This is a genomic window from Shewanella sp. Isolate13 (assembly GCF_022398325.1).
Taxonomy (GTDB): domain Bacteria; phylum Pseudomonadota; class Gammaproteobacteria; order Enterobacterales; family Shewanellaceae; genus Shewanella.
Window position 1 is genome coordinate 1 of sequence record NZ_JAKEVD010000059.1, and the last position, 16,284, is coordinate 16,284.

13 protein-coding genes are annotated in these 16,284 nt (G+C 44.5%); 6 read left to right on the forward strand and 7 right to left on the reverse strand.

All coding sequences use genetic code 11. The annotated features are described in order from the left end of the window. Positions 1-578: 578 nt before the first annotated feature. The 5 genes from mnmE to rpmH form a co-directional block, all read right to left on the reverse strand. A complete protein-coding gene (gene mnmE / locus L1D44_RS21135) occupies positions 579-1,940 on the reverse strand; it encodes a tRNA uridine-5-carboxymethylaminomethyl(34) synthesis GTPase MnmE (RefSeq protein WP_239893178.1) in 1,362 nt (453 codons plus the stop codon). 116 nt (positions 1,941-2,056) lie between these two features. Further along, positions 2,057-3,691: a membrane protein insertase YidC gene (gene yidC / locus L1D44_RS21140; RefSeq protein ID WP_239893179.1), complete on the reverse strand. Its 1,635-nt coding sequence runs from the start codon at positions 3,689-3,691 to the stop codon at positions 2,057-2,059. Between the two features lie 3 nt (positions 3,692-3,694). Beyond that, a complete protein-coding gene (gene yidD, locus L1D44_RS21145) occupies positions 3,695-3,949 on the reverse strand; it encodes a membrane protein insertion efficiency factor YidD (RefSeq protein ID WP_239893180.1) in 255 nt (84 codons plus the stop codon). Further along, entirely contained in the window at positions 3,916-4,272 is a 357-nt protein-coding gene (rnpA, locus tag L1D44_RS21150) for a ribonuclease P protein component (protein ID WP_086020069.1), read from the reverse strand. Before rnpA ends, yidD begins: the two co-directional genes overlap by 34 nt. Before the next feature lie 14 nt (positions 4,273-4,286). Further along, on the reverse strand, positions 4,287-4,424 hold the full coding sequence (rpmH, locus tag L1D44_RS21155; protein ID WP_011867659.1) for a 50S ribosomal protein L34: 138 nt from the start codon (positions 4,422-4,424) through the stop codon (positions 4,287-4,289). A gap of 445 nt (positions 4,425-4,869) precedes the next feature. Here rpmH and dnaA point away from each other — a divergent pair, with 445 nt between their 5' ends. The 5 genes from dnaA to L1D44_RS21180 all read left to right on the forward strand — a co-directional run bounded on the left by dnaA (position 4,870) and on the right by L1D44_RS21180 (position 12,150). Beyond that, positions 4,870-6,255 carry a chromosomal replication initiator protein DnaA gene (gene dnaA, locus L1D44_RS21160; protein WP_239893181.1) on the forward strand — a complete coding sequence of 462 codons (1,386 nt, stop codon included), beginning with the start codon at positions 4,870-4,872 and terminating at the stop codon, positions 6,253-6,255. A 19-nt stretch (positions 6,256-6,274) separates the two neighbouring features. After that, positions 6,275-7,375: a DNA polymerase III subunit beta gene (gene dnaN, locus L1D44_RS21165; protein ID WP_220768875.1), complete on the forward strand. Its 1,101-nt coding sequence runs from the start codon at positions 6,275-6,277 to the stop codon at positions 7,373-7,375. A gap of 118 nt (positions 7,376-7,493) precedes the next feature. After that, positions 7,494-8,576 (forward strand): DNA replication/repair protein RecF, encoded by a 1,083-nt coding sequence (recF, locus tag L1D44_RS21170; RefSeq protein WP_220768874.1) that lies wholly within the window; start codon positions 7,494-7,496, stop codon positions 8,574-8,576. Positions 8,577-8,592: 16 nt separating this feature from the next. Continuing rightward, positions 8,593-11,010, forward strand: coding sequence for a DNA topoisomerase (ATP-hydrolyzing) subunit B (gene gyrB / locus L1D44_RS21175; RefSeq protein WP_239893182.1), 2,418 nt, complete (start codon positions 8,593-8,595; stop codon positions 11,008-11,010). A gap of 93 nt (positions 11,011-11,103) precedes the next feature. Continuing rightward, positions 11,104-12,150, forward strand: coding sequence for an HDOD domain-containing protein (locus tag L1D44_RS21180; RefSeq protein WP_239893186.1), 1,047 nt, complete (start codon positions 11,104-11,106; stop codon positions 12,148-12,150). A 66-nt stretch (positions 12,151-12,216) separates the two neighbouring features. Here L1D44_RS21180 and glyS read toward each other — a convergent pair whose 3' ends face one another. Then, entirely contained in the window at positions 12,217-14,286 is a 2,070-nt protein-coding gene (gene glyS, locus L1D44_RS21185) for a glycine--tRNA ligase subunit beta (protein WP_239893183.1), read from the reverse strand. A gap of 11 nt (positions 14,287-14,297) precedes the next feature. After that, positions 14,298-15,203, reverse strand: a complete 906-nt coding sequence (glyQ, locus tag L1D44_RS21190; protein ID WP_239893184.1) for a glycine--tRNA ligase subunit alpha — start codon at positions 15,201-15,203, stop codon at positions 14,298-14,300. A 117-nt stretch (positions 15,204-15,320) separates the two neighbouring features. Here glyQ and L1D44_RS21195 point away from each other — a divergent pair, with 117 nt between their 5' ends. After that, on the forward strand, positions 15,321-15,899 hold the full coding sequence (locus L1D44_RS21195) for a DNA-3-methyladenine glycosylase I (protein ID WP_239893185.1): 579 nt from the start codon (positions 15,321-15,323) through the stop codon (positions 15,897-15,899). The last annotated feature ends 385 nt before the right edge of the window (positions 15,900-16,284 follow it).

Genomic DNA, 16,284 nt, shown 5'->3' on the forward strand with positions numbered 1-16,284 from the left:
ATCTAGAACTATCCACAGATCAACTTTGCTTGTTGATATCTCTGTTGATACTTATATGAGCTTTAATGATCTCGATCATTACTTTCAGTCGAAGCGGTTTATTTTGCGTGTCTTCTAGGAGGAATGTTCTTTTCTCCACATTCCTTACCATTATTTATTTCAATATATACACAAACAAGGATCTTATTTCTAGGTTGCTGGTGTTATTGATCCCTCCTGTTTGATGAGGGAGTCATTCGTCACTGCTAGGTGAAGTGGTGTAGAGGAAAGGGCTAGGTATTTTAGATCTACAACCGATAGCGTAAGCATATGAATTTGCTATGACCGGGATTCTTTATATTACTCCGGTGAAAGCAGAGCGTGAAGGCCAGCCGGGTGAGGTTAGGGCTGCCTGTTCAGTTGGTGTGTTGGATAATAGTGCTTAGGGAGATATAGGTTTGCTAAAGCTAAGGAAAAAAGCGAAAAAAACAAAAAAACCACTAGGGTTACTAGTGGCTTTTCTTCATTAATTGGGTAAGCAATCTGTTGATATCAGGCTATAACGATTAATATCTATACTTAGAACTGGAGTCTAAGTTTTACTTACCGATACAGAATGAGCTAAAGATCTTACCTAACAGATCATCTGAGGTGAACTTACCTGTGATCTCTGAGAGTGCCATCTGACACATACGTAACTCTTCGGCGAGTAGTTCACCCGCCTGATACACTTCTAACTGCTCTTTACCTAGCATTAGGTGGCTGCTAGCCAAGTCTAACGCTTCTAAGTGGCGGCGACGGGCAATAAAGCCGCCTTCAAGGTTGCTCTGATAGCCCATTAATGACTTCAGGTGTTGCTTTAGATCTTCTACGCCTAAGCCTGTTTTCGCTGAGATCCGGTAGATGCTATGTCCGGCTTCTTGCGTGATAGCGAGATCTTCACCCGTAAGATCGGCTTTGTTACGCACGACTGTCACACCTAAGTTATTCGGAAGGCGATCGATAAAGTCTGGCCAAATTTCGTGGGGATCAACAGCATCAGTCGTTGTACCATCGACCATAAACAGCACTCGATCGGCGGTTTTTATCTCGTCCCAAGCACGTTCGATACCTATCTTCTCCACCGTATCGGCGGTATCACGTAAGCCTGCGGTATCGATAATATGCAGTGGCATACCATCTAAATGGATATGTTCACGCAGTACATCGCGAGTGGTACCTGCAATTTCGGTGACAATAGCCGATTCTTTACCGGCGAGGGCATTCAATAGGCTAGATTTACCAGCGTTAGGGCGGCCCGCAATCACTACCTTCATGCCTTCTCGAATAATTGAGCCTTGCTTAGCGCTAGCTTGAACACCATCGAGCTTGCCAATAATCCCATTTAAAGAGGCGGCAATTTTACCGTCAGATAGGAAATCGACCTCTTCATCAGGGAAATCAATCGCTGCCTCGACGTATAGGCGTAGATTTGTGACCTTTTCTACCAGATCATGTACCTGAGTTGAGAATTCACCCTGAAGTGAGTTTAGAGCGCTTTTAGCGGCCTGTTCGCTAGTCGCATCAATTAGGTCGGCAATCGCTTCGGCCTGAGTCAAGTCAAGCTTGTCATTCATGAAAGCCTGTTCACTGAATTCACCGGGTTTCGCAATACGCAGTCCATCGACTTCCATCACACGCTTAATCAGCATGTCGAGAACGATTTGACCGCCGTGGCCTTGCAGCTCGAGTACATCTTCACCGGTAAAGGAATTTGGACCTTTAAAGAATAGCGCGATACCTTGGTCAATCACTTCACCTGTTTCATCTTTAAAATCACAGTAATCTGCGTAGCGAGTTTTAGGAATATGCCCTAAAACGGCCATAGCAACATTACTCGCTAAGTCGCCAGATACGCGAATAATACCTACGCCACCACGTCCGGGAGCGGTCGCTTGTGCCACGATAGTATCTGTAGTCATTACTGTGTTTCCTAATTTGATTTTCAGGTGAAGTAAAAAATATTGTCTCTACATAGAAAGCAAAAAAGCGGTCAATACTCAGTATTAGACCGCTTTTTGTTAGTCAGAGCTAAAGGTTATTTTAACCCTTTTTTCTCCAGACCAGCATAGATAATTTTCTGCTGCGTAATCGCCACTAAGTTACCTACCAACCAGTATAGAACCAGACCTGCTGGGAACCATAGGAAGAATACGGTAAAGATCACTGGCATCCACTGCATCATCTTAACTTGCATTGGGTCCATAGTCGGTGCCATTGGCTGCATCTTCTGCATAATGAACATCGAGATACCCATTAGGATTGGTAGCACGTAGTAAGGATCTTGAACTGACAAGTCAGTAATCCATAGCATGAATGGCGCGTGACGCAATTCAACACTTTCTAGTAGTACCCAGTATAGTGCGATGAAAATAGGCATCTGTAGCAAGATTGGAAGACAGCCACCCATAGGGTTTACTTTCTCTTTCTTGTACAGTTCCATCATAGCCTGACCCATCTTCTGACGGTCATCACCAAAACGCTCTTTTAGATCTGCAAGCTTAGGCTGTAGATTACGCATTTTCGCCATAGAGGTGTATTGCGCTTTCGTTAGCGGGTATAGCAGACCACGAACAGTTAGGGTGATTAGGATAATAGCGATACCCCAGTTACCAACGATTGATTGGAAGAACATCAATAGTTTGTAGATAGGTACTGCTAACCACCATAGGAAGCCATAATCAACTACTAGGTTTAGCGATGGAGAAAGCGCTGATAGTGCTTTTTGATCTTTAGGACCAACATAGAACTCAGCTGAAATCGTTTTTTCAGCGCCAGGAGCGATATCTTGTAGCTCACCACGGAAACCAATGTTCGCGAGTCCATTTTTTACGCTAGAGAAGATAATATTCTTCTCTGCTGCTGGTGGTACCCAGGCCGATACGAAGTAGTGCTGTAGCATTGCTACCCAGCCACCTAGTGTTGTGTCATCTAGGTTCTTATCTACCATATCGTCGAAGCTGTACTTCTCGTAGCGAACATCAGCAGTTGAGAACGCTGCGCCACGGTAAGTTGGCATCATCATGCTGCTTTCGCTCTTCTTGATGCTGTGCTTGATCTGTCCATACATTTGAACTTGAAGCTGTGCATCTGAAGTGTTGTTAATTTTGTAGTCAACAGCGACGTTGTATTTACCACGAGTGAAGACAAATACTTTGGTGTAAGTAACACCTTTGTCACTAACGTAAGTCAAAGGTACGCTTAGTGTGTCTTGACCATCAGTCAATTTGTACTCACGTGAAGCACTGTCAAAGTGAGCTCGACCTTTAACACTACTATCAATACCGTCACGACCAATTAGGCCACTCTGTGCGATATAGTAGATATCATTTGTCTGCTCAAGAAGAACGAATGGATCGTCTCCATTTTCTTCAAGCTTGTGAGCAAGAAGGGCTGAGTAAACAATATCACCACCAACAGGGTCAATTTTGATCTCTAGTTGGTCAGTAATAACTGTGATTAGCTCTTTTGATGCGGTAACCGTTTCTGGTACAGCTGAATCGGCATCAGGTACGTCTGAGCTATGAGCGTCAGCAACCGTTGAAGCAGGGATTGAAGATTGAGTTTGAGCTGCTGCCACCGGTTGAGGAGCTTTATCTGCTTGCCACTGTTGCCACAGTAGGAAGCTGACAAACAGCAAACCGATCAGCAATATATTGCGTTGAGATTCCATAACCTATTTATCGCACCTATGTTTTTTGTTAGGGACGGGGTCTTCACCGCCCGGATGTAAAGGGTGACATTTTAATATGCGTTTACCTGCAAACCAACACCCTTTCACCACTCCATGCAAACGAATTGCTTCGATTGCGTAATGTGAACACGTTGGATTGAACCTACAACGAGGCCCCAGCATGGGGCTTATGAGTAGTTGGTAACCACGAATAATCGTAGTTGCTAGCCATTGTAACGGCGACTGAGTTTTCGCCATAGCTTTTCTACTAAGTTTTTAAGTTCTGCGTTTTCCATATCAAGCACGCCATTTCTTACAAGCACAACGATATCCACAGCGGGTAGATCATGCTGGTGTAAACGGAAATTATCTCTAATTATGCGTTTAATACGGTTACGTTGGTTTGCTTTTTTGACATAACGCTTGGCAACAGTTAGTCCTAAACGAGGATGTTGTTCAGAATTAGGAATTGCAAGTAAGGTTATTTCAGCGGAGGACGCTTTGATAGGTTTGGTAAATACAGATTTAAATTGCGCGGGAGTTAACAAACGTAACTCCCGCGTAAAGGTGTAGCTAGTCACTTGCATTTCTACGATTACGCAGAAAGACGAGCGCGACCTTTAGCACGGCGACGTGCGATGACCTTACGGCCACCTACTGTAGCCATACGAGCGCGGAAGCCGTGAGAACGCTTGCGCTTCAGGTTGCTAGGTTGAAAAGTACGTTTACTCATTATGGCAATCCGTCTTTGTTAGGTTAATAATCCTTACACTCTATAAATAGAGCTAAGGGCAAAAAAGAGGCCGAATTGTAATCACTTTAGTTATCCTCGTCAACAAGGAAAGCGCACAAGTGATGAAATATTGGCATCTCCGAATATTCTTCGAAGGTTTAACGCTACTATAATGTGTGGATAACTCTGTGAGTTACCACTACATCTTGTGGTTTAGTAGATCAAAAAGCAGATCGAAGGTCATCTATTATAGATCGATCTGGATCGCTTTATAAAGCTGGATTTGCAGCTTGGCTAATTTTTTTTGATCGCAAGGGATCTTTTAAGATCGAGATCTTAATGATTAGTTGATCTATCTGGGGATAAATCTATTTAAAGGATAGCGATCAGCGTGATCTCACTATAGAATAGACCTCTTTTGTATGATCTTCTGGGGATAACTACAGTGGCGGTTTCACTTTGGCAACAATGTATCGCAAGGCTGCAAGATGAGCTATCTGCTCAGCAATTCAGTATGTGGATAAGACCGTTACAAGCAGAAATGGAAGGCGACACGCTCGTCATCTATGCGCCTAATCGTTTTGTTTTGGATTGGGTTAGGGATAAATACCTTAATATCATCAACCAATTTTTTACTGAACAAATGGGTAACGATGCGCCAAGTTTGCGTTTCGATATCGGCAGTCGCCCATCGGCGAAGCCAGTTGTTCAGGCCACAGCTGCAGTAAAGAGTAGCAAGCCTGCTAGTAGAGAAGTGGCCAAGCCTTCTTTCAATACTCCGCATGCAGAGCCAATGGCGAATGCTAATCATCGTAGTAACATTAATCCGACTTACCAGTTTGATAACTTCGTAGAAGGTAAATCAAACCAATTAGGTAAAGCGGCTGCTTTGCAGGTGGCTGAAAATCCTGGTGGTGCGTATAACCCGTTGTTCCTTTATGGTGGCACCGGTTTAGGTAAGACTCACCTATTGCACGCTGTTGGTAATGGCATTATTAAGAATAAGCCAGATGCAAAAGTGGTTTACATGCATTCTGAGCGTTTTGTGCAAGATATGGTTAAGGCGTTACAAAATAACGCGATCGAAGAATTCAAGCGTTACTACCGAAGTGTTGACGCGCTGTTTATTGATGACATTCAATTCTTTGCTAACAAAGACAGATCTCAAGAAGAATTCTTCCATACCTTTAATGCCTTATTAGAAGGTAATCATCAGATCATTCTGACTTCGGATAAATATCCAAAAGAGATCGATGGTGTTGAAGATCGTCTTAAGTCACGTTTCGGTTGGGGTCTAACGGTTGCTATTGAGCCACCAGAGTTAGAAACCCGTGTGGCGATCTTGATGCGTAAGGCACAAGAGAGTGGGATTAACTTGCCGGATGAAGTGGCGTTCTTTATTGCTAAGCGTTTACGTTCGAACGTTCGTGAGCTTGAAGGCGCACTGAACCGTGTAATTGCTAATGCTAACTTTACTGGCCGTCCGATCACTATCGACTTTGTTCGTGAAGCACTACGTGACTTACTCGCTCTACAAGAGAAGTTGGTGACGATTGATAATATTCAGAAGACGGTAGCGGAATACTACAAGATTAAGATGGCCGATATGCTGTCTAAGCGTCGTTCCCGTAGCGTTGCGCGTCCAAGACAGATGGCGATGGCATTATCGAAAGAGCTAACCAACCAGAGTTTGCCCGAAATTGGCGATGCCTTTGGTGGTCGTGACCATACAACGGTTTTACATGCGTGTCGTAAAATTGCGCAGTTGCGTGAAGAAAGTCATGACATTAAAGAAGATTATGCTAACTTGATAAGAACTTTATCTTCTTAAGATCAGGGATATTGAATCAATGAAATTCTCAATTGATAGGGATGCCTTATTAAAACCGCTGCAACTCGTTAGTGGCGCGGTAGAAAGGCGACATAACTTGCCTATACTGGCAAACCTTTTAGTTGAAGTGAGTAATCACTCACTAAAGTTGACTGGAACCGATTTAGAGGTCGAATTAGTCGGCGAAGTTCAGCTAGAAGGTGAGATCCTTGAGGGGCGAACAACTGTCCCGGCGAAGAAGTTTTTAGATATTGTTAAGTCACTGCCGGATCAGGTGGAGCTTAAAATAGAACAGCAAGACAATCGCTTGTTATTACGTTCTGGCCGTAGTCGCTTTACGTTAGCGACCTTGCCAGCTGAAGAGTATCCAAACGTCGATGCTTTTGAAGCTGAGATAGAGTTTACTCTGAAGCAGGGCACCATGAAGTCGCTAATTGATGCGACACAGTTCTCCATGGCTAACCAAGACGTGCGTTACTACCTTAACGGTCTGTTATTGGAAACCGAAGGGAATGTGCTACGCGCGATTGCGACAGACGGACACCGTTTGGCACTGAGTCATCGAATGATCGAAGCGTCACTGCCTGAAAAGCAAGTGATCGTGCCGCGCAAAGGTGTATTAGAGCTGATGCGCTCGTTTGAAGCCGACGATCTCGACGTGACCATTGCAATTGGTGACAATGCGATCAGGGCAACGACAGCGACGGCAGTATTTACCAGTAAGCTGGTGGATGGTCGTTTCCCTGATTATCGCCGCGTATTGCCAAAAGGCGGCGACAAAGTCGTTATTGCCAGCCGTCAGCAGTTAAAGCAAGCGTTACTGCGTGCTTCTATTCTGTCGAATGAGAAGTTCCGTGGCGTGCGCGTACAGCTGGAAAACAATTTAATTAAGATCACCGCTAATAATCCTGAACAGGAAGAAGCGGAAGAGATCTTAGATGTTGAATATGAAAATGCGCCATTAGAGATAGGCTTTAACGTCAGTTACTTACTCGACGTGCTGAATAACCTACCTTCAGATGATGTACGCATTACCTTGATAGATGGTAACTCAAGCGCACTTATCGACAACCACATAGAGCAAGACTCTATGTATGTTGTTATGCCGATGCGTTTATAGTCCCCAACCTCCTCTATCTTGACTTAAGGTCAGCCAGATAAAGGCGTTTAATATGCTTTATCTGGTTAACCTAAGTGACTCAGTAATAGAACACTCCCCGTTGTTATAAAGGTCATCAATGAGTCTTACTCGTCTCCATATCGAAGCTTTTCGTAATATATCCTCTGCACAATTGCAGCCGGGTGACGGGCTAAACTTAATCTATGGCCACAATGGCAGTGGAAAAACCAGTATCCTTGAGGCCATTTACTTCCTCGGTATGGGGCGCTCCTTTCGCAGCCACCTCTCCCAGCGTGTCATTAAGAATGACGATGATGCTTTGACCTTGTTTGCCAATATGGTTAACGGCGAAGAGCTCAGCAAGATAGGTTTACGGCGTTTTAGAAGCGGTGATATTGAAGTTAAAATCAATGGTGATAAAGTAAAGCGTTTATCGACATTAGCCGAAACTCTGCCGATCCAAGTGATCACGCCTGAGAGTTTTTCCTTGTTGTTCGAAGGCCCCAAATCTAGACGTCAGTTTATTGATTGGGGCGCGTTTCATTCCGACCCACGCTTTTATGCTGCATGGGTGAATGTTCGTCGAATTTTAAAGCAGCGAAATCAGTTACTCAGAGATGGATCGCCCTATAGTTCTATTCAGTTTTGGGATAAAGAATTTATTCGTTATGCTGAACTGGTTACCGAGATACGAAAGCAATATGTAGACTCGTTAAATGAGCTACTTAAGGGTATAATCGGAGAGTTTTTACCTCAGGTTGATGTTAAGGTTTCTTTTACTCGAGGATGGGATAATAAAACCGAGTATGCGCAGCTACTCGAGACGCAGTATCCCAGAGATTTAGCCATAGGCTATACCGTCAGTGGACCACACAAAGCAGACTTACGTTTGCGGGTAGGAACCCTACCTGCACAAGATGCTCTATCCCGTGGCCAACTGAAGTTGTTAGTCTGTGCGTTGCGTATTGCACAGGGAAAGTTGCTTAAACAACAAATAGATAAAAAAAGTATTTATCTGGTGGATGACCTTCCATCGGAATTGGATGCACAGCATAGAAAACTATTGTTACAGCAATTAGCGGATACCGGGGCACAAGTTTTTGTCACGGCTATTGAGCCTGCAGCGATAGTGGATTCGTTAATCACGCCACCAAGTAAGACGTTCCATGTGGAACAGGGTCGTGTAACGGTAATTGAATAACCGACGAGAGAATAATATGTCAGAGAATAGTTATGATTCTTCGAGTATTAAGGTTTTAAAAGGCCTTGATGCGGTACGTAAGAGACCAGGTATGTATATCGGTGATACCGATGATGGCACAGGTCTACATCACATGGTATTCGAAGTTGTCGATAACTCTATCGATGAAGCGTTAGCAGGTCACTGTAACGACGTCGATATTACCATTCATGCCGATGGTTCTGTATCTGTACGCGATGATGGCCGTGGTATTCCGGTTGCGATTCACCCAGAAGAAGGGGTGTCTGCTGCTCAGGTTATTATGACTGTACTGCACGCTGGTGGTAAGTTCGATGATAACTCTTATAAAGTATCAGGCGGTCTACACGGTGTAGGTGTATCGGTAGTTAACGCGCTATCTAAAAAACTTCAGCTTACTATTCGCCGCGACGGCAAGGTGTATGAGCAGTTCTACACCATGGGTGAGCCTGATGAGCCAATTAAAGAAGTAGGTGAAGCAACCAATACTGGTACAGAGATCCGTTTCTGGCCAAGTGCAGAGACCTTCTCTGATACACAATTCCACTTTGACATTCTAGCTAAGCGTGTTCGTGAATTATCTTTCTTGAACTCAGGTGTGGGTATTCGCTTAGTTGATGAGCGTGACAACCGTGATGAGTTCTTTAAGTACGAAGGCGGTATTAGTGCATTTGTTGATTTCTTAAACGTTAACAAGACCCCTGTAAACAAAGAAGTTTTCCATTTCTGCCAAGAGCGTGAAGACGGTATTACCGTTGAAGTCGCGATGCAGTGGAACGATGGTTTCCAAGAGAACATCTTCTGTTTTACCAACAACATTCCTCAGCGTGATGGTGGTACTCACTTAGCGGGCTTCCGTGGTGCGTTAACACGTAACCTGAACAACTACATGGAACGTGAAGGCTTTAATAAGAAGGGTAAGACTGCGGCAACGGGTGATGATGCTCGTGAAGGTCTAACTGCGGTTATTTCTGTAAAAGTACCGGATCCTAAGTTCAGTTCTCAGACAAAAGATAAGCTAGTTTCGAGTGAAGTTAAGTCTGCGGTTGAGCAGACAATGGGTGAGCAGTTAGGTGATTACCTAATGGAGCATCCAAACGAAGCTAAGTTGATTGTTGGTAAGATTATCGATGCTGCACGTGCTCGTGAAGCTGCGCGTAAAGCACGTGAAATGACACGTCGTAAAGGCGCATTAGATTTAGGTGGTTTGCCAGGTAAGCTAGCTGACTGCCAAGAGAAAGACCCTGGTCTTTCTGAAATTTACATAGTGGAGGGTGATTCTGCGGGCGGTAGTGCTAAGCAGGGTCGTAACCGTAAGAACCAAGCGATTCTGCCACTAAAGGGTAAGATCCTAAACGTTGAGAAAGCACGCTTCGATAAGATGTTATCTTCGCAAGAAGTGGCAACGCTGATCACTGCATTAGGTTGTGGTATTGGTCGTGACGAATATAACCCTGATAAGACACGTTATCACAACATCGTTATCATGACCGATGCTGACGTCGACGGCTCGCACATTCGTACGCTGCTGTTGACCTTCTTCTTCCGTCAAATGCCTGAGCTTATTGAGCGTGGGTACGTGTATATTGCACAGCCTCCTCTATACAAGGTTAAGAAAGGTAAGCAAGAACAGTATCTGAAAGATGATCCAGCGTTGACTGAGTACCTAACGACTCAGGCACTAGACAATGCCAACATCTATTCGTCTCAAGGTACACCGGGCATGTCTGGTCAGCCGCTAGAGCGTTTAGTTAATCAGTACCGTGAAGTTGAGGCTATCATCGCTCGTCTTGAGCAGCGTTACCCAGCAAACCTAACAGATTTAATGCTATATCACCCAGCATTGACTAACGAGATGCTAGCAGATGAAGCGCAAGTAAAAGCATGGGCTGATGCATTCGTTGCTGACTTAATTGACAAAGAGACTGGCGGTATCTTGTATAGTGCAGAGCCTGTACTTGATCCTGAGCGTCAATCTTACTTGCCTAAGATCACGATTCGTAAGCACGGTATCGATACGCATTACCTATTCTCTTATGACTTCTTCCAGTCAAATGATTACCAGCGCATCGTTAAGATGGGTGGTGAGATCAATGGCTTGATCGAAGAGGGCGGTTATGTGCAACGTGGTGAGCGTACTAAAGATGTCACCAGCTTCGTTGAAGCATTAGATTGGTTGATGAACGAATCTAAGCGTGGTCTATATATCCAGCGTTATAAAGGGTTGGGTGAGATGAACCCTGAGCAATTGTGGGAAACGACAATGGATCCTGAGTCTCGTCGTATGCTGCAAGTGACGATTGAAGATGCGATTGCTGCTGACCAACTATTTACCTGCTTGATGGGTGATCAGGTTGAGCCGCGTCGTGACTTTATCGAAGCTAACGCTCTGAATGTGGCGAACCTCGACGTTTAGGTTTAGCTTTATTGCTAGATTAAGAAATTGATGAAAATCGGTGCTATAGGCACCGATTTTTTTATTAGCAACTCTATACCCGGTCATAGAAAATTGATTAGTAAAGCCTTTAAAAAGCTGTTTAATATCAGAGAACAAGTTGTCATCGAAAAGCCGAAGAGCTTTAGCGGTTCAATGGAGCAGTTTCACTCTAGGCAAAATGAGCCTGCTACAGCATCCCTGCCAGCAGCTTCAAGCCCTATGGCTGTGGCGCCAATCGATCTATCGGCACTATTTTATAGCTTACTTTTCCCAAGCATTCAGCTTAGCGGTACTGCAAATGAGTTGGAAAAGAATGTATTTAGGCGGGTCGAAGCAGCGTTAACATCCCCCAAGGCGATTGCTGAAAGGGTATTAAAGTTACCTACCCAAGTTGCAGCATTAGATCAGCAGCTTGCAGATGAGAGCACGGATACCAAAGCACTGTTAGCGCTAATTGAGAGAGATCCTGTTTTGAGCGTTGAGGTACTCAAGCTGTGCAACTCACCGCTTTTTAAACGTAACGATAAAGAGGTGACTAGCTTACAAGTTGCACTGGTCCAGCTCGGGCGTGAGCAGATGCGCCGCTTTGTCACGACAGCAATGATGCGTGAAGTTATCGATATTCAGCCCATCTATTTTAGGCGTTTTGGTAGTCAAATTTGGCGCCACTCTATGCAGGTAGCTTATCTATCGAGTGAGCTAACTCAAGAGGACTCTGACACAGCCTTTCTACTTGGTTTACTCCATGATGTGGGCAAGATAGCGATTTTCAAACTCTTGCTAGAAGCCTTTAAACAAGCAGAGCCAGGAGAGCAACCTTGTTCGAGCCTGTTTAGGCAGGTGATGACAGCTAAGTCGCTAAGTTTAAGTGCCTTGCTGGCTCGCTATTGGGAGTTGCCAAGCTTATTTGAGGCTGAGCTTAGTCGTCTTGCTGTTGTGGATTCTAAGCCTGCTGGTGGCCTTGCAGAGGTTGTTTGGCGAGCGAATCTTATTAGTGAGTGCTCTATGTTATTGGAGGCGGGTAAGTTATCGGCTGAGCAATTAGAGCGCTTGTTATTTGATGCGGCAATTGACGCTGAAACCTTTGAACAATTGCATCATAAACTGATGCAGTTTTAGCTATTAATCATCAGCCAACAAAAAACGCGCCAAATGGCGCGTTTTTTCTATTTCATCGCTTAGCAATTACTGAAGCAGTGAAATATCTGCAGCATGTAAGAACTGCTCACGTAGGCTAGATAGTAGTGCTAGGCGGTTGTTCTTCAGCGCTTCATCATCAGCCATTACCATCACATCTTCAAAAAAGGTGTCTACGCTTTCACGTAGGCTAGCAAGTAATGCTAATGCTTCTTGGTAGTTAGCGGCTGCAAATAGCGGCGCTAGTTGTGGTTGTAATTCTGCAAGCTTTTCAGCCAATGCTTTTTCAGCTGGCTCTACAAGTAGCTTGTCATCGATAGCGGCAGCTAGCTCGCCTTCAACTTTAGCTAAAATGTTAGATACACGCTTGTTAGCAGCCGCGAGTGCAGATGCTTGTTCAAGGGTTCTGAAGTGAGCAACTGCTTTAATGCGGCTTTCAAAATCAGCAGGAGCAGTAGGGCGACGAGCCAATACGGCTAAGATCACGTCTACACTCACGCCTTGATCTTGGTACCAAGCACGGAAACGAGCCATAAAGAACTCTAGAACTTGTTCAGCAACATCGGCATTAGTTAGGTTTTCACCGTGTAACTCTTGTGCCTTAGCAATGAGGTCTACAAGGTCTAGCGGTAAGTTGTTCTCTAAACAGATACGTAGCACACCAATAGCTGCACGACGTAGTGCGAATGGATCCGCAGCGCCTTTAGGTGCTTGGCCAATACCAAAAATACCTACTAATGTGTCTAGCTTCTCAGCCAATGCCACACAAATAGAGATAGGTGCTGTTGGTACGGTATCGCCAGAGAACTTAGGCTTATATTGTTCAGACAGTGCAACTGCTACAGCTTCAGTTTCACCATTTAGGCGTGCGTAATGCATACCCATGGTGCCTTGAAGATCGGTAAATTCCATTACCATGTTAGTCATTAAATCTGACTTAGATAATAGACCGGCACGAGCAGCTTCTTCGCTGTTCGCATCAATGCTAGTAGCAATGTAACCGGCCATCGCAGAAATACGTTCAACGCGTTGCTTGATGGTGCCAAGCTGCTTTTGGAATACAACGGTTTCTAGGCTAGCAAGACGAGACTCAAGTGTGTCTTTCTTATCGGTCTCGAAGAAGAACTCAGCATCGGCAAGACGTGGGCGAACCACTTTCTCGTTACCCGAAATGATTTGCTGTGGATCTTTAGATTCGATGTTAGTCACGAAGATAAAGTTTGGTAGCAACTGACCCGCATTATCAAATACAGGGAAGTACTTTTGGTCACCTTTCATAGTGTAAACCAAAGCTTCAGCTGGTACGTCTAAGAACTTCTCTTCGAAGCTTGCAGTAAGTACTACTGGCCATTCAACAAGAGAAGTCACTTCTTCTAGCAGCTCATCTTCAAGATCCGCTACGCCACCAATCTTCGCTGCTGCAGCTTCTGCATCAGTTTTGATAATTGCCTTACGTGCTTCGTAATCCGCTAAAACCTTGCCTTTCTCTTTAAGAGCAACAAGGTAGTTGTCAGCGTGATCTAACTCGAAGCTAGACTCGCCCATAAAGCGGTGACCACGAATAACGCGATCAGACTTGATGCCTAGTAATTCACCGTCAACCACTTCACTACCAAGTAACATAGTTACAGTGTGAACAGGGCGGATAAATTGTGTGGTGTTACTGCCCCAACGCATTGGCTTAGGGATAGGTAACTTATCTAGTGAGCGCTGCGCCATATCGGCTATCAGGCTCTTAGTTTCAACACCAACAACACGCGCTTGATGCAGTAACCACTCGCCTTTGTCAGTCTTTAAGCGTTCAGCTTGCTCAACAGTGATACCGTTGCCACGGGCCCAGCCCATAGCGGCTTTAGTTGGGTTACCGTCAGCATCAAAAGCTTGAGCTACCGCAGGGCCGCGCTTCTCAACCACTTTGTCTGCTTGTGCTAGCGCAAGTTGGTTAACACAAATTGCTAGGCGGCGTGGCGCTGCGTGCCAAACTGCTGACTCAAAGCTCAGCTCTGCTTTAGTTAACTCTTCAGTAAAGTTGGCAAGAAATGACTCAGCCAGTTTACGTAGTGATTTTGGTGGTAACTCTTCAGTGCCGACTTCAATCAGTAAGTTTTCAAAGTTCATCTGTTATTCCTCTACTTACACATTGGGAAGCCAAGCGCTTCACGGGCCTGATAGTAAGATTCTGCAACGCCTTTAGCCATGGTACGAACGCGTAAGATATAACGCTGGCGCTCAGTAACAGAGATAGCGTGGCGAGCATCAAGCAAGTTAAATGCATGAGAGGCTTTCATTACTTGCTCGTAAGCAGGGAGTGGAAGAGGCTTTTCTAGCGTTAATAAACGCTGACAAGCTTGCTCACAGTCGTCAAACATCTTGAATAGTACTTCAACATCGGCATGTTCAAAGTTGTAAGTTGATTGCTCAACTTCGTTTTGATGGAAGATATCACCGTACATGACTTTGCCCATTGGGCCATCAGTCCAAACAAGATCGTAAACGCTATCTACTTCTTGAATGTACATGGCAAGGCGTTCTAGACCGTAAGTGATTTCGCCAGTAACAGGCTTACACTCAAGACCACCAACTTGCTGGAAGTAAGTAAACTGAGATACTTCCATACCGTTTAGCCAAACTTCCCAACCTAGACCCCAGGCACCCAGAGTAGGTGATTCCCAGTTGTCTTCTACGAAGCGAACATCATGGACATTCATGTCCACACCAAGTGCTTCAAGTGAACCTAGGTAAAGTTCCTGAATGTTGCTTGGTGATGGCTTTAATACTACTTGGTATTGGTAGTAGTGCTGAAGACGGTTAGGGTTTTCACCGTAACGGCCATCAGTTGGGCGGCGACATGGTTGAACATAGGCACTGCTCATTGGCTCTGGGCCTAATGAACGTAAGAATGTCATAGGGTGGAATGTACCCGCACCTACTTCCATGTCCAATGGTTGAACGATTGCGCAACCTTGCTGCGCCCAGTATTCCTGCAGGGTCATAATGAAGCCCTGGAATGTTTTCACGTCGTGTTTCGTCGTCATATCCGCTTGTCTACTGCCTGGAAGCCTTAATAGAAAATGGTATCGATTATACCTTGTAGAATAACGCTTATGTAGGTTATTTTTTATCTGGTTAGTTAAAAATTTAGGAATGGCTTTATGGAAGTGATGCGTTGCGGCTGGGTTGGTAGTGATCCTCTTTATCAGGAGTATCACGATAAGGTGTGGGGTAAGCCCGTTTTTAACAGCCAAGAGCTATTTGAGAAGCTGTGTTTAGATGGTCAACAGGCTGGCTTATCTTGGATTACTATTCTTAAAAAACAGCAAAATTATCAAGCGCTATTTGCAAATTTTAATCCTAAGATTATTGCGACATTTGATGCCGATAAAGTGGAACAGTTACTGCTCAATCCGGGCATTGTGCGCAATCGTTTAAAAGTAAACTCGATCATCAGAAACGCCAAAGCTTACCTGGCATTTGTTGAGCAGGGTAATGATTTTTCAGACTTTTTATGGTCCTTTGTCGGCGGTTCACCCAAGGTAAATCATTTCTCTGCTATGAGTGAATTACCTACTCAAACTCCAGAGTCTGAAGCTATGTCAAAGGCGTTAAAGAAGCTAGGTTTTAACTTTGTCGGGCCGACTATTTGTTATGCCTTTATGCAGGCTGTTGGTATGGTTAATGACCACACCACAGATTGTTTTTGTTATAGCAAAGAAGGTTCTAGGAAAAGCTAAGAAAGATCCTAGGGACGATGAAAGAGCAAAGCTGGGCCGAACGCTTTGCTGACGGATAACAGAACGTTCGTAAGCTCACTCACGGAAAAGACGTAATAATTTGATTTTTGTAGGTCGGGCTTTAGCCTGTCACTTAAGTGATATGTAAATTTTCTCGGAAAATCAGAAAAGAAGAGTAATAGTCCGCAGGACTGACACATTCTTAAAATAAAAATGAGTAATGAAGGTTAGGGTTGTTAGCTTGATGCTAGAACCTAGAACCTAGAACCTAGAACCTAGAACCTAGAACCTAGAACCTATTTATACACAAGCCTAGCTCTTAAAAATAAAAAGGATGTTCCACGTGGAACATCCTTTTTTGTACCGTGGAGCTTTTAAGTAACCA

Excerpts from the sequence above, each read along its gene's own strand:
- recF (WP_220768874.1), top strand. The coding sequence starts at position 7,494 with ATGAGTCTTACTCGTCTCCATATCGAAGCTTTTCGTAATATATCCTCT.
- mnmE (WP_239893178.1), bottom strand. The coding sequence starts at position 1,940 with ATGACTACAGATACTATCGTGGCACAAGCGACCGCTCCCGGACGTGGT.
- yidD (WP_239893180.1), bottom strand. The coding sequence starts at position 3,949 with ATGGCGAAAACTCAGTCGCCGTTACAATGGCTAGCAACTACGATTATT.
- yidC (WP_239893179.1), bottom strand. The coding sequence starts at position 3,691 with ATGGAATCTCAACGCAATATATTGCTGATCGGTTTGCTGTTTGTCAGC.
- L1D44_RS21195 (WP_239893185.1), top strand. The coding sequence starts at position 15,321 with ATGGAAGTGATGCGTTGCGGCTGGGTTGGTAGTGATCCTCTTTATCAG.
- glyS (WP_239893183.1), bottom strand. The coding sequence starts at position 14,286 with ATGAACTTTGAAAACTTACTGATTGAAGTCGGCACTGAAGAGTTACCA.
- gyrB (WP_239893182.1), top strand. The coding sequence starts at position 8,593 with ATGTCAGAGAATAGTTATGATTCTTCGAGTATTAAGGTTTTAAAAGGC.
- glyQ (WP_239893184.1), bottom strand. The coding sequence starts at position 15,203 with ATGACGACGAAACACGACGTGAAAACATTCCAGGGCTTCATTATGACC.
- rpmH (WP_011867659.1), bottom strand. The coding sequence starts at position 4,424 with ATGAGTAAACGTACTTTTCAACCTAGCAACCTGAAGCGCAAGCGTTCT.
- dnaN (WP_220768875.1), top strand. The coding sequence starts at position 6,275 with ATGAAATTCTCAATTGATAGGGATGCCTTATTAAAACCGCTGCAACTC.